Source organism: Fulvivirga sp. (assembly GCF_040218215.1).
Taxonomy (GTDB): Bacteria; Bacteroidota; Bacteroidia; order Cytophagales; family Cyclobacteriaceae; genus Fulvivirga.
The window spans coordinates 577,715-595,382 of sequence record NZ_JAVJQL010000014.1 but is presented as its reverse complement, the minus strand read 5'-3'; the positions used below and the strand labels follow the sequence as shown (position 1 = coordinate 595,382).

The 17,668-nt window shown below is 37.1% G+C and carries 16 protein-coding genes; all 16 read left to right on the top strand.

All coding sequences use genetic code 11. The annotated features are described in order from the left end of the window. Window positions 1-26 precede the first annotated feature (26 nt). The 16 genes from RIB54_RS11355 to RIB54_RS11280 all read left to right on the top strand — a co-directional run bounded on the left by RIB54_RS11355 (window position 27) and on the right by RIB54_RS11280 (window position 17,620). A complete protein-coding gene (locus RIB54_RS11355; protein ID WP_350063444.1) occupies window positions 27-1,091 on the top strand; it encodes a cytochrome c oxidase subunit II in 1,065 nt (354 codons plus the stop codon). 11 nt (window positions 1,092-1,102) lie between these two features. Next, complete coding sequence (locus RIB54_RS11350; protein WP_350063443.1) at window positions 1,103-2,980, top strand: cytochrome c oxidase subunit I; 1,878 nt, start codon at window positions 1,103-1,105, stop codon at window positions 2,978-2,980. Then, complete coding sequence (locus RIB54_RS11345; protein ID WP_350101014.1) at window positions 2,970-4,016, top strand: COX15/CtaA family protein; 1,047 nt, start codon at window positions 2,970-2,972, stop codon at window positions 4,014-4,016. The genes RIB54_RS11350 and RIB54_RS11345 overlap by 11 nt, the downstream gene beginning before the upstream one ends. After that, window positions 4,013-4,900, top strand: a complete 888-nt coding sequence (gene cyoE, locus RIB54_RS11340) for a heme o synthase (RefSeq protein WP_350063441.1) — start codon at window positions 4,013-4,015, stop codon at window positions 4,898-4,900. The genes RIB54_RS11345 and cyoE overlap by 4 nt, the downstream gene beginning before the upstream one ends. A 16-nt stretch (window positions 4,901-4,916) precedes the next feature. Continuing rightward, window positions 4,917-5,498: a cytochrome c oxidase subunit 3 gene (locus tag RIB54_RS11335; protein ID WP_350063440.1), complete on the top strand. Its 582-nt coding sequence runs from the start codon at window positions 4,917-4,919 to the stop codon at window positions 5,496-5,498. 22 nt (window positions 5,499-5,520) lie between these two features. Continuing rightward, entirely contained in the window at window positions 5,521-6,240 is a 720-nt protein-coding gene (locus RIB54_RS11330; RefSeq protein WP_350063439.1) for a cytochrome c oxidase subunit 3, read from the top strand. A 19-nt stretch (window positions 6,241-6,259) separates the two neighbouring features. Continuing rightward, window positions 6,260-6,592 (top strand): cytochrome C oxidase subunit IV family protein, encoded by a 333-nt coding sequence (locus RIB54_RS11325; protein ID WP_155186859.1) that lies wholly within the window; start codon window positions 6,260-6,262, stop codon window positions 6,590-6,592. 72 nt (window positions 6,593-6,664) lie between these two features. Continuing rightward, window positions 6,665-7,201 carry a hypothetical protein gene (locus RIB54_RS11320; protein ID WP_350101013.1) on the top strand — a complete coding sequence of 179 codons (537 nt, stop codon included), beginning with the start codon at window positions 6,665-6,667 and terminating at the stop codon, window positions 7,199-7,201. Then, a complete protein-coding gene (locus RIB54_RS11315) occupies window positions 7,182-7,700 on the top strand; it encodes a DUF420 domain-containing protein (protein WP_350101012.1) in 519 nt (172 codons plus the stop codon). Before RIB54_RS11320 ends, RIB54_RS11315 begins: the two co-directional genes overlap by 20 nt. 36 nt (window positions 7,701-7,736) lie before the next feature. Beyond that, window positions 7,737-7,997: a CAMCR motif-containing small membrane protein gene (locus tag RIB54_RS11310; protein WP_350063436.1), complete on the top strand. Its 261-nt coding sequence runs from the start codon at window positions 7,737-7,739 to the stop codon at window positions 7,995-7,997. After that, window positions 7,972-8,355: a DUF983 domain-containing protein gene (locus RIB54_RS11305; RefSeq protein ID WP_350101011.1), complete on the top strand. Its 384-nt coding sequence runs from the start codon at window positions 7,972-7,974 to the stop codon at window positions 8,353-8,355. The genes RIB54_RS11310 and RIB54_RS11305 overlap by 26 nt, the downstream gene beginning before the upstream one ends. A 51-nt stretch (window positions 8,356-8,406) precedes the next feature. Next, a complete protein-coding gene (locus tag RIB54_RS11300; RefSeq protein WP_350101010.1) occupies window positions 8,407-12,045 on the top strand; it encodes a sensor histidine kinase in 3,639 nt (1,212 codons plus the stop codon). After that, a complete protein-coding gene (locus tag RIB54_RS11295; RefSeq protein WP_350101009.1) occupies window positions 12,042-15,464 on the top strand; it encodes a DUF8818 domain-containing protein in 3,423 nt (1,140 codons plus the stop codon). The genes RIB54_RS11300 and RIB54_RS11295 overlap by 4 nt, the downstream gene beginning before the upstream one ends. A 121-nt stretch (window positions 15,465-15,585) precedes the next feature. Then, on the top strand, window positions 15,586-16,761 hold the full coding sequence (locus RIB54_RS11290; RefSeq protein ID WP_350101008.1) for a hypothetical protein: 1,176 nt from the start codon (window positions 15,586-15,588) through the stop codon (window positions 16,759-16,761). 288 nt (window positions 16,762-17,049) lie between these two features. Continuing rightward, window positions 17,050-17,232 carry a hypothetical protein gene (locus tag RIB54_RS11285; protein WP_350101007.1) on the top strand — a complete coding sequence of 61 codons (183 nt, stop codon included), beginning with the start codon at window positions 17,050-17,052 and terminating at the stop codon, window positions 17,230-17,232. A gap of 145 nt (window positions 17,233-17,377) precedes the next feature. Continuing rightward, a complete protein-coding gene (locus RIB54_RS11280) occupies window positions 17,378-17,620 on the top strand; it encodes a type II toxin-antitoxin system death-on-curing family toxin (RefSeq protein WP_350101006.1) in 243 nt (80 codons plus the stop codon). The last annotated feature ends 48 nt before the right edge of the window (window positions 17,621-17,668 follow it).

Genomic DNA, 17,668 nt, shown 5'->3' with positions numbered 1-17,668 from the left:
TGAAATAAGAGATAAATTAAAATAATATGTTCGAAGTTATAATTGCTGTAGGTGTTCTGCTTCTTCTGGTTATTCTGTACACACTATTCAGAATAGGAACACTGGTTAATGTAGTTAAGGGTACGGATAAGAAGATAGTAAGTACTAGTAATAAGGTGAATGCAGCCCTCATGTTGATTTTCCTGCTTGCAGGATTGACATTCATGTTCTGGTACTCATGGACATATTTTGATAAATACACACTACCAGTAGCTTCTGAGCATGGTATGTTAACAGATCAGCTTTTTTGGATAACAACTGCTGTTACAGGAGTGGTTTTCGTCCTTACCAATGTCTTGCTGTTTTGGTTTGGTTATAAATACCAATACAAGGAAGGGGCGCGCGGAAAGTTTTTCCCTGACAATACAAAACTCGAAATGATATGGACAGTAGTGCCTGCAATTGTTTTGGTTGTTTTAGTATTTACAGGTCTTCAGGCTTGGAACGACATTACAGATGAAGCTTCGGAAGATGCAGAGGTTATTGAAGTCATGGGATACCAGTTTGCGTGGGCAGCAAGATATCCTGGCGTTAAAGATAACCAGCTAGGAAATTATAATTATCAATTAATTGATGATCAGGCGGGCAACTTGTTTGGTATTGATGTTACTGATGAGAATTCCTATGATGATTTCACTCCTTTGGAGCTCCACCTTCCTAAAGGCAAAGAGGTATTGTTGAACATCAGAGCTAGAGATGTACTTCATAGTGTGTTCTTGCCATATCAGAGAGTTAAAATGGATGCAGTACCTGGTATGCCAACACGTTTTAAGTTTATTGCAACCAAAACGACTCAGGAAATGAGAGATGAAACTGGCGATCCTGAATTCAACTATTTCCTTACTTGTACTGAAATTTGCGGAAGAGGTCACTTTTCAATGAAAATGACAGTGGTTGTTGATGAGATTGAAGATTATGAAAAATGGAAAGCTGAGCAACAGACGTGGCTAAAGCTTAACCCTGATTTTTTAGAGCAGATACCTGCGGATAAGAGAGAGTTGGCTAAGATTAAGGCTGGCATTGAAAATAACGAATTAGAAGCATCATTTTAAGATAATATAATATGGCTACGGCAGATATACATATTGCAGAAGATACACATCACGATGATCATGAGCACGATCATGACCACAGCACCAATTTTTGGACGCACTATATTTTCACTACTGATCATAAAATGATCGCCAAGCAATTCCTGATTTCAGGAATTATCTGGGCATTGATTGGTGGTGCATTATCAGTTATATTCAGACTTCAGCTTGGTTTCCCAGAAGCACAACTAGGTTGGTTAAAGCCAATTCTTGGAGAATGGATAACAGCAGAAGGTAAAATAGATCCGGAGTTTTATTTGGCTCTTGTAACAATGCATGGTACCATCATGGTATTCTTTGTATTGACAGCGGGACTTAGCGGGACTTTTAGTAACTTTTTGATCCCTCTTCAGATTGGTGCAAGGGATATGGCCTCCGGGTTTATGAACATGTTATCATATTGGTTCTTCTTTGCATCCAGTGTAATCATGTTAATTTCTTTGTTTATAGAAACAGGACCTGCTTCAGGCGGTTGGGTAATTTACCCGCCATTAAGTGCCTTACCTCAGGCGGTAAATGGTTCTGGACTAGGTATGACATTATGGTTAACAGCAATGGCGCTGTTCATTGTTTCTACATTACTTGGAGGTATAAACTATATTACAACGGTAATTAATTTAAGAACACAGGGAATGTCGTTCACTAAGTTGCCGTTAACAATATGGGCTTTCTTCTTAACGGCCATTATAGGTTTATTATCATTCCCAGTATTATTTTCAGCAGCGTTGCTTCTGATTTTTGATAGAAGTTTTGGTACAAGTTTTTACTTGTCTGACATTTATATTAATGGTGAGGCTTTGCCTAATCAAGGTGGTAGCCCGATCTTGTTTCAGCATTTATTCTGGTTCTTGGGTCACCCTGAGGTGTATATAGTTTTACTTCCAGCATTAGGTATCACTTCTGAAATTATTGCCACAAATTCTCGAAAACCAATATTTGGTTATAAAGCAATGATTGGTTCAATGCTATTTATTGCGATCCTATCATTTGTGGTATGGGCTCATCACATGTTCGTTACGGGCATGAATCCTTTCTTAGGATCTGTATTCATGTTGTTGACATTAATAATAGCAGTACCTTCTTCGGTAAAAGTGTTTAATTACCTTACCACTCTTTGGAAAGGTAACATTAGGTTCACTACTGCTATGCTGTTTTCTATTGGCTTGGTATCCTTCTTTATTTCTGGTGGATTAACTGGAATACATTTGGGTAATGCCGCTATTGATATACAATTGCACGATACATACTTTGTGGTAGCTCACTTTCACTTGGTAATGGGTAGTGCATCATTCTTTGGAATGATGGCAGGTGTATACCATTGGTTCCCTAAAATGTTCGGTAGAATGATGGATGCTAAATTAGGCTACATCCACTTCTGGTTGACCTTTGTTGGAGTATACTTGGTATTCTTCCCAATGCATTACATTGGAATAGCTGGCTATCCAAGAAGATATTATTCGTTTACAAATTTCGATGCCTTCAATTCATTCTCTGACTTGAATATGCTAGTAAGTATTGCAGCTATCTTAACTCTAGCAGCGCAGTTTATTTTCTTGTTCAACTTCTTCTACAGCATTTGGAGAGGAAGAACGGCACCTGCCAACCCTTGGCAGTCAACTACTTTGGAATGGACCACTCCTGTTAATCCTGGACATGGTAACTGGCCTGGAGAAATTCCTTCAGTTTACAGATGGCCTTACGACTATAGTAAGCCTGGAGCTAAAGAAGATTTTATTCCTCAGCATATCCCATTCTCTGAAACGCCAGAATCTAATCTTGAAGAAGAGAATGATTTGATCAAATTGGAAAATACTGGCAGTGGGAAGTCTATTGTAATTGATGAAAAATAATACAGATACAGAGTTGCGTAGGCTAGGAAGGTTTAGCCTACTTACTCTTATTTCTGTTTACTTTCTGATACTCGTTGGTGGTATTGTAAGAAGTACCGGTTCTGGTATGGGGTGTCCTGATTGGCCTAAATGTTTTGGCAATTGGGTTCCTCCAACTTCTATATCCGAATTACCTTTAGATTATAAGGAAGTGTATTCTAACAAACGCGCTAAGAAAAATCAAAAGTTGGCAGTTTATCTACAAACATTAGGGTTTAACAATCTGGCTTCAAACATCTTGAATGATGAATCCATTTTGGAAGAAGCGGATTTTAATCCGGTTAAAACCTGGATTGAATATGTTAATAGGCTAGTGGGTGTTTTAATAGGCCTTTTCATTATCGTAACCGTTTACTTATCAACGAAATTTTTCAATTCAGATAGGAAGCTTTTTTTTACCAGCTTAGCGACATTAATACTGGTGATTTTCCAGGGTTGGATAGGTTCATTGGTGGTGTCAACAAATTTGATTCCTTTTATGGTAACAATTCATATGCTTTTAGCCTTAGTTATTGTAGCTATGTTATCATGGATTGTTATTAGATCAAATCCGGACTTATTGGTTAAAAATGATTCTCGATCAACCGTTTCATATTTGTTGCTGGTGTGTATGTTGGTTTTAATCATACAGATTGTGTTTGGAACCCAGGTGAGAGAGGCCATTGACAGTGTAGCGGCATCTTTACAATATAGTCAACGTGGTCAATGGATTCGTAATCTTGGAGCTGAGTTTTTAATACACCGCTCATTTTCATGGGTAGTACTTATTGTCCACGGTTTGTTGATGTACAAGCTTTTAAAAATGAAGTTTGATTCGAAGGTATTTAAATCATTAGTTGCTGTTATAGTGCTGACAATTATAACAGGGACTAGTATGGCTTATTTTGGTATGCCTGCCTTCTTACAGCCGGTTCATTTATTGCTGGGCACGGTAGGCTTTGGACTTCAAATTTTCTTATTTTTGCAACTCAATTCTAAAAGGTATTTAACCGCATGATGGTAGACAATTCACATAGCCTCACCATGATTGACAAGTTCAGGGCATACTTTGAATTATTAAAGTTCCGACTGTCTTTTCTGGTGTCTTTTTCATGTGGTTTTGGCTACATACTTGGCGCTAATGGTTCTATTGACTGGTTACATTTCATAGTTATTTGTACAGGTGGTTTTTTAGTTTCAGGTGCTTCTGTGACTATCAATCAAATAATAGAAAAGGATTTGGATGTTCTTATGACAAGGACACAAAATCGTCCGTTGCCAACAGGCAGAATTACTCCTAATCAGGCGGCAATTTTCGCCTTTATTGTCGGAGCTGTTGGAATAATCATTCTCTACAGCTATACTAATGTATTAACAACACTGCTTTCTATCTTATCAATGGTGCTTTACAGCTTTGTTTATACTCCATTGAAAAGAGTAGGACCTATTGCAGTTTTTGTAGGCGCTATACCTGGAGCCTTGCCTCCATTGTTAGGATGGACAGCTGCTACAGGACATATTTCAATTGAAGCATTAATAATATTTGGAATACAGTTCATTTGGCAGTTTCCTCATTTTTGGGCTATAGCCTGGGTGGCTGATGAAGATTATAAAAAGGCGGGTTTTAAGTTGTTGCCTTCGGGCGGAAAGAAGGATCTTAATACTGCAATTCAGATTATGATCTATACCTTATTTTTGATTCCTGTTGGTTTGTTACCAGCAAAATTTGGCATCACAGGGTTAGATTCTGCAATAGTAGTTACGGTTTGTGGTGTTCTTTTTCTAAGTCAGACATTTGCGCTGATGAGAACAGGAACCAGACAATCTGCTTTGAGAATAATGTTTGGCTCTTTTTTATATCTGCCTATTGTTCAGATTGCTTATTTATTAGATAAAGTGTAAGAAAGGAGAAAGGGATATGACATCAGATTTTAAAATAGTAGAAGAAGCAAAAAGGCCACTTTCAATGCATCCGAAGAAGTTCGGTTTGTGGCTGTTTATGATTACTGTGGTAATGATTTTTGCATCACTTACCAGTGCCTATATAGTAAGGCAGGCTGAAGGTAATTGGGTGGTTTTCGAGCTGCCAATGGAAATGTGGATTACTTCAGTAATTATTGCTATTAGCAGTATAAGCATGCAGATGGCTTATTTTGCAGCAAAGAAGGACAATCTAGAGCGGGTGAAGCTCTTGGTTACCATTACTTCCATATTAGGAGTGGCCTTTTTAATTGGCCAATTCTTTGTTTGGGGTGCCCTTGTAGACCAAAATATATTTCTTGTAGGAAATCCATCAGGGTCATTTCTCTACATATTGTCAGGGTTACACGGATTACATTTAGTAAGTGGTATCATTTTTCTAATAATTGTATTAATTTCAACTTTTAAATATAGGGTGCATTCCAAGAATTTAGCCCAAATACAGATGTGTACAACATACTGGCATTTTCTTGGTGGCCTTTGGATATATTTATTCGTATTTTTATTATTGAACCATTAATTTTAGGTATAACTAATCATCTATGTCAGCTACCGCACATTCAATTGAAAACACAGGCAAGAGCATCTGGGATGGTGGTCAATCGCCACTAAAAGCAAGTTATGGAAAACTCATGATGTGGTTTTTCCTTCTTTCTGATGCTTTTACATTCTCAGCACTACTTGTTACCTATGGCATGATAAGATTCTCTCATCAGGCTTATTCAGGTACTGTTGAGGCATTTACTTTTTCTCAAGAATACTGGCCAATACCAGAGAAGGTGTTTGAAGCAGTTCCATTTTTACATGGAATGTCCCTTCCCCTAGTCTTCGTTGGTATCATGACTTTTATTTTGATTATGAGTAGTGTGACCATGGTATTAGCTGTTGAAGCAGGACATAGAATGGATAAGAAGGCCGTTGAAAAATGGATGTTGTGGACTATCATAGGTGGTCTTACTTTCTTAGGGTGCCAAGCATGGGAATGGTCACATTTTATTAGTGGAACAGGAGGCGGTGGTGCCAGCCTTTCCTGGAATGAATATGGCCCATCTGACTTTGCAGCATTGTTCTTTTTCATTACGGGGTTTCATGGTACTCACGTACTTAGTGGAGTGGTTTTAAATTTCTTGATTTATTATAATACTGTAACTGGTGTTTACGAAAGAAGAGGCCATTATGAAATGGTGGAGAAAGTGGGTCTTTACTGGCACTTTGTAGACCTTGTATGGGTATTCGTATTTACCTTCTTTTATCTTGTTTAATCGATTAACCTAAAAACTTATGCATACTGAAGAAACATCACACGTACAGGTAGTTCCTGCTGATAAAGCAAAAATCAAAAAGATTTGGATGACTGCTGGAATTTTAGGTCTGATCACAGCATTAGAATTCCTTATAGCGTTTACTGTGCCTCATGAAATGGAAATGACCAGAGTTAGTATTTTCATTGCTATGACAATTGTAAAAGCGGCTTATATAGTAGGAGAATTTATGCACCTTAAATATGAGGTTAAAGTCTTATTCTGGTCAATTCTTATTCCTATGATATTCGTTGTATGGATGCTTACGGCATTTATGTATGAAGGAGGAGCAATATTTGATGCCAGATATTAATAATATTACCAATATTGGAAATCGTAAGGCTAAGGTATTATATCTTAGCCTTACTTATTTTAGGTCGTTTCGATGAGCAAGTTTATTAAGGCAGTTTTTCTAATAGTTACCCTCCTGGTTCCTGCAGGTATTTTCACTTTTTTGAAATATTTCGGCAATAACAAGTTTGATGTTGAGGTCATGTATGAAGCAGGGGTTCCTGATAAGTATAAAACGGAGTGTAATATTAACTCGGTGCCTTACAGTATTTCTGAGTTTGTAATGGATAAAAAGGCTGGATTAAAACTAGCTGCCTTTGATAATGGTAGTGATGAATTGGAGTTTAAAAATATATCGATTCGATTGTCTGAGCTCTTCAAAGATGACCTTAATATCAGGTTATTAGCTAAGGGTGATAAGCAAAGTCCATATTTCAAGACATTGATAGTTACAGCTGAAAATTATGAAAAATACATTGGCTGTAATTTTATTTTGGAAGACCTAAATCAATTAGTTTTGCTGGACGAAAAAAATCGTATCCGTGGATATTACGGACGCGATCTTGACGAGATTGATAGATTGATCGTTGAAGTGAAAATTTTATTAGAGAATGGAGTTGACGGAGAATAAATACAATAAGCTAATCATTGCGCTATCGGTTGTTATCCCTTTAGCAGTTGCAGCACTTTTTTTTGGGATTAAAATTGAAGGGTATGACTTTTCGTTTTTACCTCCAATTTACGCTTCTATAAATGGAGCAACGGCAATCTGCCTAATAGGCGCTCTAATAGCCATTAAAAATGGCAATCGTGCTGTTCACGAAAAACTGATGATGATGTGTCTTATTCTATCAGCTTGCTTTTTAGTGATGTATGTTATTTATCATATGACCAGTACATCAACAGAATATAGAGGCGAATGGGGTGTTATTTATTACCCAATACTTATCAGTCATATATTGCTATCAGTTGCGGTTATACCTTTGGTACTTTTTACTTATGTCAGAGCCTTGTCAGAGCAGTTCGACAAACACAGAAAATTGGCTAAGATCACATTTCCGATCTGGCTCTATGTGGCAGTTACCGGGGTAGCGGTGTATTTAATGATTAGTCCATATTATGGCCAATAGTAAGAACCAAGTGAAATGATATTCTGTTAAAGGACTATGCTAAAGAAGAAACTATTTCTAACCTTGCTCTTTTCTGCTATTGCAGTTGTGAGCTCTTTTGCCCAGTGCGCTATGTGTCGGGCCACTGTAGAAAATAATTTAAGCAATGGAGATATAGGAATAGGTGCAGGTCTTAATTTCGGCATTCTTTATCTTTTAGTAGTTCCTTACTTAGCAATTGCTACCATTGGTTTTCTATGGTATCGAAACAGTCGACAAAATGCGGCAAAATATGAGCAAATTAAAAGCAGTCATTAGCGGCAAATGCCCACAATGCAGAAAGGGTGATATGTTTGAATCTAATGCCCTGAGCTTATCAAACTTTCATAAAATGCATACCCACTGTCCGAACTGTGGCCTTAAGTATGAACGCGAACCTGGATTCTTTATAGGGGCAATGTATGTAAACTATGCATTCTCAGTAGCAATAATTGTAGCCACCGGTATTGCATTAAATGTTTTTGATATATATAGCATATACAATTTCCTTTTCATTGCAGTCGGAGTAACTGTACTTCTCTTACCATACCTATTTCGTTATTCAAGAATAATCTATTTACACTTATTTGGAGGTGTAGACTTTAAGCCTGATCAGGTTAATCAATCCAAGGCATAACATATAAACAAGCGTTTTCTGTTTATATTTAATGTCTATAATTTTAATGGATTGAAGGGAATATCTAAGATATTATTTGCAGCATCTTTCTTTTGTCTTGTTGGAGCTATTGGTTGGCAAATTTTGTCAGGCAACAAGCAGCAAAATGAGGCTGAATGGACTTCAGAAATTCAGCAGACAATTGTAGTCAAGGTAAATGCAATTCAACAAGAGATCACGGCCTTAGTTAAAAGTGAAGGGTTTTCAGAAGATCTCTGGAGGTTGAAAACGCCCAACGCCCCAATTTTCATTTACGAAAATGGCCTTCTGAAATATTGGACAGACAACATGTTCGTTCCAGAGTACAAAAACCTTCTTGGTTCATTTAATGTCAAGTTTATTCGCACTGTCAGAAATGATTATATAGCAGTAAAGGAAACAGTCAACCGCAGGGAAATTATAGGGATTATCCCCATTTACAGTGATTATAAAATAGATAATCAATATATATCCACTGGTTTTAATAAGGATATTTTTTATGATCAAAACCTTACCTTACTCAGGGCTGAAGACTCAGGGAATAAGGTTTGTATTCAGGACATATGTTTATTCGCTATTGAATTTTTTGATGATTATCAGTCAGACAGGCACTTGGCTAACACGATAGTTTTTGGTCTTTATTTCGTGGCTATTTTACTCTTTATAGCAGGAACATTGACTACTAGCTTAAACTTGGGCCGCTCGGTGTTTTTCAAAGGCTTTGCTTATCTAATGATCTCTTTGGTGGTTTTAAGATATGCGATGATCTATTTTGAATTGCCCAACTCGCTAATAGATAGTGCTGTTTTTGATTCGAAGGTATTTGCATCCTCTTCACTCAATGCCTCATTTGCCGATTTATTTTTAAATATCACTTTGTTCAATGTGATTTGTTTCTTTCTCCTTAGTCGTTTTAGGTTTTCAAAGTCTTACCGTATAATAATTCATTGGTCAAAAAGCGAAAAGATCAGCCTTTCTATAGTCTTGCTAGGGCTGTTTATTTTCCTTTATCATTCCCTGTATCTCATATTTCAAACCATCTATCACAACTCTCAAATATCATTTGATATCAATGAGACCATACTTTTCGATGCACCTAGAATATTGGCATTTATAATATTTCTGCTCTTTGCATCATCCATATTTTTGCTGGGTCATTTATTCTTCAGGATATCTCACCGGTTAATTGGAGATAAAATGCTGTTTGTGATCTGTTTTATAACGGGTGCTGTTTTATTCACAGGTGTAAATCTATTTTTAGGTCAGGCGTTTGTACCAACCTTGATTGTAGCGGTTATCCTTTTTGTGGTTCTTCTCATTACCAATCTCACTGCATCATTAAATAAGCTGCGCTATGCCACTTTCTTGTATTTTTTCAGCGTTGTATTTGCTACAGGTTTACTTGGGGCTATGGCCATATTCAATTTCGAAAATGAAAGGGAAGTTGACAGGAAAAGGAAATTTGCGAATCAGTTCTTACTAGAGAACGATCATATGGCCGAGTTTTTATTGGCTGAGGCTAATGATAAGATTAAGAATGATGGATTCATTCAAAGTCGGATGGCATCACCATTTTTATCTAAAGATATCATCGAATCGAAAATTCGTCAGATTTACCTGAACAGCTACTTCGATAAATATGATGTCAAAATTTACCTCTACAATGCCAATGGCAGCCCGTTTGTTGAGGGTATAGAGCAGCCAGTGCAAATTAAGAAGTTAAAATTAGAGAACTATAGGACAGGATATGACGGTGTATATTTCATTAACAAGCTCGATGGAAGTGCTGCTAAACGTTACCTTGATTATATAGAGATTAAAAAGAGAGGTATTAAGGTTGGGCACGTACTCATGGACATGCGGCTCAAGAGGATTATTCCTGATAATGTTTACCCAGAACTGCTGGTAGACAATAGATTCCTGGTGCCATACCAACACTCAAATTATAGCTATGCTGTATTTGAAGGGGGCGAGATTACCTTTAGTTCGGGTGATTTTAACTATCAGGCAGAGTTTGGGAATGAGGTATTTAGCAATGAAGCCATTGATGTTTCATTTGAAGGTTACAGACATGTGATTATCAAAGATTCAGCAGGTAGAAACATTGTAATAAGTTCTGATGATCACCCAATTACCGATGTCATTGGCAACTTCTCATTTCTCTTCCTTTTACAGGTATTCTTTGTGCTAGTCCTAACCGCCATTTATACCCTGTATTATGCTTATAAAAAGATTGGTCTTAATTACTCCACACGTATTCAGCTTTATCTTAATGTGGCCTTCTTCCTCCCCCTGTTCGCAGTAAGTATAACTACACTTAGCCTTATCAATGCTTCTTTTGAGAAGGAGGTAATTAATGAATATTACAAAAAAGCTGAAAGTGTTGGCAATAATCTAAATGGCATATTGGAGGAATACATTTCCGGAATAGCTGATGATGAAGAGCTAAATGAACGAATTGGCGAAATCTCCAAATATTCAGGAACGGACATTAATATCTTTAATACTCAGGGTCATCTTATCAAAAGTAGTCAGCCTGTAATTTATGAGAATGGTTTGATTTCCAAGTATGCGAATCCACAGGCGTTTTCACATATTGTGAAGTCAAAGGAAAGGTCTTTTACAACAGATGAAAATGTTGGTTCACTAAATTATAATGCCACCTACTTTGGTGTTAAGTCTTTTGACACTGGAGAGTTGATAGGCATGGTGAGTATTCCTTTCTTCCAGTCTGAGTATGCGTTGGAGCAGAGTCAAATCAGTGTGGTGACGAGCATACTAAACATCTTCACTGTGGTGTTTATTGTGTTTCTTATCATTTCATATTTCACTGCTAAATGGTTAACCTTTCCATTGGCATTCATAACCCAAAAACTTAAGAAGACGACCCTTACAGAATTTAATGAACCATTGACATGGAATGCGGATGATGAGATTGGTTTGATGGTGGGCGAGTATAATCGGATGTTGGTCAATCTGGAAGACAGTAAAATTGCACTGGCTAAAAGTGAAAAGCAAAGTGCGTGGAGAGAGATAGCGCAGCAAGTAGCACACGAGATTAAAAATCCGCTGACGCCAATGAAGCTTACCCTTCAGCATCTGAGTAGAAAGCTATTAGATTCTGACAATGATCAGGAGAAGGCCAGACCGATAAACATGCTCTTAAAGCAGATTGAAACACTTGACGATATTGCATCTTCATTCAGTTCTTTCGCCAAAATGCCCATTCCTGAAAGCGAGCGCTATGAGTTTTCTGAAGTGCTCAAAAATGTGGTTAATCTTCATTCAAATACAGAAAAGGTAAATATAAGCTTACAATTACCTGATAAAAAGGTATTCACCATTGGTGATGAGCAACTTATGGGTAGAATACTGTCAAACTTGATCTTAAATGCTATTCAGGCTAAATCGGATGATGTGGCTATTGATATAGTATTAACAGCCTCTAGGGACAAACTTCTACTGCAGGTGAAGGACAATGGGCCTGGAATACCTGAGGAGATTCAAGGTAAAATATTCATTCCTAATTTTACCACCAAGGAAACAGGATCAGGTATTGGACTGGCCATATCTAAGCATGGTGTAGAACATGCAGGTGGCAAAATTTGGTTTGAGAGTCTTGAGGATCAGGGGACCACGTTTTTTATTGAACTACCAACAATCCATGAATGATATTGCGACTGATAGCTATAGCGGGGTTATTGGCACTTACACAGTATGTGCAAGCTCAGTCGTCCAATGAGCGCTGTAAGTGGGTAAAACAATTTGATAAGCCTATTGCTCTTGATAGTCTTAGCATAGTTCCTGAAAGCTTATCTCAGTACAATATTAAGTCTCAGAATATTAATGAAGGGACAGTTACTTTTAATAAACCTTCAGGTCAGGATTCTCTCTTGGTTTGCTATCAGGTTTTTCCCATCAGTTTTCATCATAAATATCAGAATAGAAGTCTTAGTGTTTATGACAGCAATGCCTTTTTTAAAGATCCCGTAAAGGAAAACAATGCCTTGCAGCGTGAGGAACTGTTCACTACTGAAGGCTTATATAAGTCTGGAAGCATTAGCAGAGGAATTTCTTTCGGTAACAATCAGGATGTGTTTGTTAACTCTGCGCTTAATCTAAATATGGATGGCAAATTGACAGATGATGTTTTTATCAGAGCAGCGATTACAGATCAAAATGTTCCATACCAGCCGGAAGGTAACACACAACAACTTCAGGACTTTGACAATGTATTTATCCAGGTTTATAATGATAATTTTTCTGTTACCGGAGGTGATGTGGTCTTCAAAAATGGAGAATCAAACTTTCTGAGATATTACAAAAATGTGCAGGGTGGTAAGCTGGATTTAAATTATAATGTTGGAAGCAGTACTGCCAATACCAGTGCTGGTTTTTCAGTGGCTAAAGGAAAGTTTGCTTCGGTTATTGTACAAGCTGTTGAGGGCCTGTCCGGGCCTTACCGAATTCCTGGGCCTGATGCTCAGCGCTTTCTGCTGATCCTGGCTAACTCTGAGCGCGTATTCATTGATGGCCAGCAATTGACAAGGGGCTTTGATAATGATTATGTCATAGATTATAACAGTGGGGAAATCACTTTTACCAATAAGGTGCCAATCACCCAATTCACCAGAATAAGGGTTGACTATGAGTATTCAGATCAGAATTATAGCCGATCAATTTCAATGGCACAGCATGAGCAAACCATTGGTAATTTGAAAATTGGTGTAAATGCGTATAGCGAAAAAGATAATGAAAACAGGCCGCTTCTTTTTGATTTGTCTGATGATAATAAATTGTATTTGAGTACAATTGGTGACAGCCTTGAACTAGCCCAGACTTCAACGATAGATAGTGTTGGCTACTCTCAGGATTTAATTCTTTATAAGAAGGCTTTGGTTACTGACAGTGATGGAAACCTGCAGGAGATTTATCAATACTCTACCAATCCCGATAGTGCTGTTTATAGGTTGAGTTTTTCTGATGTGGGATTGGGTAATGGTGATTATCAGCTTTTTCAAGGGAATACCAATGGCCGGGTTTATCAATGGGTTTCTCCGGTTAATGGGATCAGGCAAGGCAGGTTTAGTCCTGTTGCTACATTGGCCACTCCAAATAAAAAACAGATGGTGACTGTTCAGGCTTCATATGCTTTATCAGAGCACGAAACGTTATATTCTGAAATAGCCTTCTCTGATCAGGATGTTAATCTTTACTCTGAATTAGACGATAATGATAATAAAGGGTCTGCAGTGAAAAGTGGGATTAAAAGTGAAGGCCGGGCTGTAAATTTTCTCCCTGATTATAAACTAAAGGCCTATACTGATTTTGAGATTGATGACAAGAATTTTACTGCTGTTGACAGGTTTAGGTATATAGAGTTTGACAGGGATTGGAATTTTGACCCAAATACGGATACAAGAAAAGTTGAAGATAAAATTGTAAATGCTGGAGTAGCAGTTGAAAAGGATCCTAACAATATTTTTCAATATGATCTCACTCACAGACAACGAGATACTCAGGTCAATGGCTTTCAGCACAGGGTTAAGGCAGATTACAGACTTGGTATTTTGCAGTGGCGCACTTCTTATTTCGATATGTCAAATGACATGGAAAGTCAGGTAGCAAGCTGGAAGCGGTATAGTGCAGATTTTTCTATCAATCAAAAGCACTTTGTGCCGGGCTATAGGTATTCAGCGGATCACAATATGATATCTGAGGTGGAAACTGATAGCGTGAGTTTTTCATCTATGTATTTTGATGAACACAGCATTTACATAAGAAATGGCGCTGACGCAGATATTGATTTTGAACTGAGACATAGCATAAGAGAGGATAAGTCACCACTGAATGGAGAGATTGAAGACTTCTCTTACTCAGAGACGACAACCTTTAATTTTAATAAGGCCTTTGAGTCTCAATCTATAAATGGCGTCTTCATTTATAGAAGTTTGGATAATAAGCTGGTGGATGAAGTTGAAGAAACTGTATCTGGGCGAATAGATTGGACTGCCAATTTGCTTCAAAACCACATCCGGTCTGAACTTACTTATTCAATAGCCAACAGCCAGGAATTGAAAAGAGAGTTCGTTTTTATAAAGGTGCCAACTGGTGAGGGCACACATACGTGGAGAGACCTCAATAATGATGGTGTGCAGGAACTGGGAGAGTTTTTTGAAGCCATTAATGTTGATGAGCGTAACTATGCTAAGATTTTCACACCCTCCAATGAGTTTGTGACAGCCTATCAGAACCTTTTTATCTATAGAATTAATGTAGAAGCACCAAGGAACTGGAAGCAGAATACTGGTATTAAAAAGTTGGTGAGTAAGTTTTCCAATAACACTTCTTGGTCATCAGATAAGAAAATTACAGATGATGATCTGGGCAAAAGACTATTGGCCTTTGCAGAGGATATTGATCAAACTGAAGTCTTATCTGACAGAACATCGCTGAGGAGTACCCTATTTTTTAATAGGGCTAATCCGGTTTATGGACTTGAGTTTACTTATTTTGACAACTCGCAAAAGCAGTTTTTGAGTAATGGTTTTGAATCAAGATCGAGCACCGAGTATTCTTCCAACCTCAGGTTCAACATAGCCAGACAGTACAGTATCAACTTGTTTTCTAAAAAAGGAAATAAGGATGTCTCATCAGACTTTTTAACGGATCGGAACTACCTGCTTGAAGTTTATCAGCTAAGCCCGCAGATATCATGGCAACCATCAAGTTCTTTTAGGTTAACACTGCAATACCGATATACAGAAAAGAACAATATCTTGACCTCTGAGTCTAATGAATCAGCGCTATCAGATGAGATATTGGGTGAAGTGAGACTTACAAAGGCCATTAAAAGTAATTTCAGTGCCCAATTGAGATATATAAACATAGCATTTGAAGGTGAAGAAAACAGTTCCATTGGTTATGATTTGCTAGATGCCCTAAGACCGGGAACGAATGTAACCTGGATGGTAAATTGGCAGCAAAAAATCACTAATGGCCTACAGTTGAACCTATCCTATAACGGCCGTAAGTCAGAGGCCAATGACCCTGTTCATGTTGGCAGAGTGCAGGTTAGTGCTTTGTTTTAGTTAAACATTGTAATTCTAGGATTAATTGTTAGTATGAAAAATCCAATATTTTATTTGACTCAATTAAATTATATACACACCTTTAAAGAATGTACATAAAAGGAATTTATTAAGAATTGTTATGCATAATATTTATACGCCATGGTGTTATCGCTTTTTTAAAAACCACTTGATTCTTTTGGTTTTCATGGGTCTTATTGGGTGTAATTCCGAGCCATCTTCATCTTTTATAAATGGTAGTTTTAGCCAGTGGGAAGGTGATGAGTTAATTGGTTGGACTAATTCTATCTTTAGTACAACAGTAAAGAACTCATATTTGAATGATACTTCAGTTTTATTTAAATCAGCTGGCAATTCCAAAATCACACAGCGAGTTTCCGTAATTCCTAACAAAACATACGTAGTAGAAGGGTATATAGAAAAATATGAGGGTGCAAAATGGAATGTTGGTCTTTGGATCGAGGGAAAGGAGAATCTTGGATATCATGTGCTTGAATCGAAATCATATCAAAATCCAACATTAGTTAAAGTAAAGTTTAAAGCAGATCAAAATTTTGTTGACATCAATTTAGGGTTTAAAAAATATGGAATTTATGAGGCCGTATTTAATGATTTTTCGATGAGAGAGTCTCGGGATTACATTTATCAGGAATCAGATATCGTAAATTTTATAAAGAGGACAGTAAAGTTAAATTCTTTTGATAGTCTTCATTTACACGAAAACGTTGTTTTACTAACTAAGTATGTAAACTCTCTATTAATTACCCCTCTTGTTGATTATTATAATTTTGAAGGAAAAGATTTAGATAGAGAAAATTTAATTCAAGAAAATCAAATTATTAGGGATTCATTAAAGTATGCCTTTAATCAATTAATGCCTTCGAGTTTTTTGCAATCCTATCTTGAGTTACCTATCAAGGAAACTTCAAATGCGTATTGTGTCAAAGCCTCAGAATCTGCGCACGATATTTTGGGCGTATTTGGCGTAATGACAAGGCAAATTCATTTTTATAATATAGAAGACATTGCTGTTCATCAGTGCTTTGAATATTGGAATCCATATCTCCAAAAATGGATTATAATTGATCCCTTTTATGGCATTTCATATGTCAATGCTTCCAATGAATTAATTGGCTTTGAAGAATTAAATGAACTTATTAATGAGAGGCAGCTAACGAAAAAAAACATAGTCCATTTAGATATTGAGCCATTTTATTTTAATTATGATGAATTAAAATCGGCATGGCATAGAGTAAAGTTAGGACGAGCTGGGAGTGAGAGACTTACTATGTTTTAATGAATTGGAACTTACGTAAATATTACCCAAAAGGTCTAACTAACGTGCTAAGTTAGATGAATTTTCCAGTGGAAGGTTACCATTTTCCTTCGATTGAAATTGCTACATAACGGTAGAAAATCTGAAGGCAATGACCCTGTTCATGTAGGTAGGGTTCAGGTGAGCGCTTTGTTTTAATTAGGTGCAAAAGTAAAAAGCCTCAACATCAGTAAGGTACTGAAAGTAGCTCGATACCATACAGGCTTGTACCTTAGGAACTTAAAATTCAAATATTTCGTATCTTTAGCTATGACAAGAGCTGAAGTAAAAGATAAGATAAACCAGATTATCGACAGACTGCCAGATCAAACCCTGGAGGCAGTATATGAGTTATTTGAAAAAGCTGATAAAGACAGGGGAATCGACCTCACAGCGAATCTTGACAAGGTTTTGAAAGAAGATTTTGGGTTGCTTCAACGCCTTGCAAAATAGGCATGCTTAACATCAAGGATGTTCTTTCAATCCATGAAAGGCTAAGTCAGCAATTCGGTGGTGCTACAGGCCTTAAAGATATCCCTCTTCTAGTCTTCTAGAGTCAGCCATTTCCAGACCATTTCAAACATTTGATGGAAAGGACTTGTATGAAACCCCGGAAGAAAAAGCCTCTGCTATTTTGGAAAGCATTCTAATTAATCATCCATTTGTTGACGGGAATAAAAGGACTGGATATACTTTGTTTCGACTAATGCTTCTTTCTGCCAATATAGATATTGATGCAACAGAAAATGAAAAGTATGATATGGTTATTTCTGTCGCTGAAGGTAAAACAGACTATGCCCAAATTTTGGACTGGACACGAAAGAGAATGAGACCTTTGTAGAATCAGCAACTAATAGGTATTGTTTCTTGATTAAGTTCTCAATGTTTT

What these genes read in the sequence shown, in the direction of transcription:
- RIB54_RS11355 (WP_350063444.1), top strand. Translation starts at nt 27, where the DNA reads ATGTTCGAAGTTATAATTGCTGTAGGTGTTCTGCTTCTTCTGGTTATT.
- RIB54_RS11350 (WP_350063443.1), top strand. Translation starts at nt 1,103, where the DNA reads ATGGCTACGGCAGATATACATATTGCAGAAGATACACATCACGATGAT.
- RIB54_RS11345 (WP_350101014.1), top strand. Translation starts at nt 2,970, where the DNA reads ATGAAAAATAATACAGATACAGAGTTGCGTAGGCTAGGAAGGTTTAGC.
- cyoE (WP_350063441.1), top strand. Translation starts at nt 4,013, where the DNA reads ATGATGGTAGACAATTCACATAGCCTCACCATGATTGACAAGTTCAGG.
- RIB54_RS11335 (WP_350063440.1), top strand. Translation starts at nt 4,917, where the DNA reads ATGACATCAGATTTTAAAATAGTAGAAGAAGCAAAAAGGCCACTTTCA.
- RIB54_RS11330 (WP_350063439.1), top strand. Translation starts at nt 5,521, where the DNA reads ATGTCAGCTACCGCACATTCAATTGAAAACACAGGCAAGAGCATCTGG.
- RIB54_RS11325 (WP_155186859.1), top strand. Translation starts at nt 6,260, where the DNA reads ATGCATACTGAAGAAACATCACACGTACAGGTAGTTCCTGCTGATAAA.
- RIB54_RS11320 (WP_350101013.1), top strand. Translation starts at nt 6,665, where the DNA reads ATGAGCAAGTTTATTAAGGCAGTTTTTCTAATAGTTACCCTCCTGGTT.
- RIB54_RS11315 (WP_350101012.1), top strand. Translation starts at nt 7,182, where the DNA reads ATGGAGTTGACGGAGAATAAATACAATAAGCTAATCATTGCGCTATCG.
- RIB54_RS11310 (WP_350063436.1), top strand. Translation starts at nt 7,737, where the DNA reads ATGCTAAAGAAGAAACTATTTCTAACCTTGCTCTTTTCTGCTATTGCA.
- RIB54_RS11305 (WP_350101011.1), top strand. Translation starts at nt 7,972, where the DNA reads ATGAGCAAATTAAAAGCAGTCATTAGCGGCAAATGCCCACAATGCAGA.
- RIB54_RS11295 (WP_350101009.1), top strand. Translation starts at nt 12,042, where the DNA reads ATGATATTGCGACTGATAGCTATAGCGGGGTTATTGGCACTTACACAG.
- RIB54_RS11290 (WP_350101008.1), top strand. Translation starts at nt 15,586, where the DNA reads ATGCATAATATTTATACGCCATGGTGTTATCGCTTTTTTAAAAACCAC.
- RIB54_RS11285 (WP_350101007.1), top strand. Translation starts at nt 17,050, where the DNA reads ATGACAAGAGCTGAAGTAAAAGATAAGATAAACCAGATTATCGACAGA.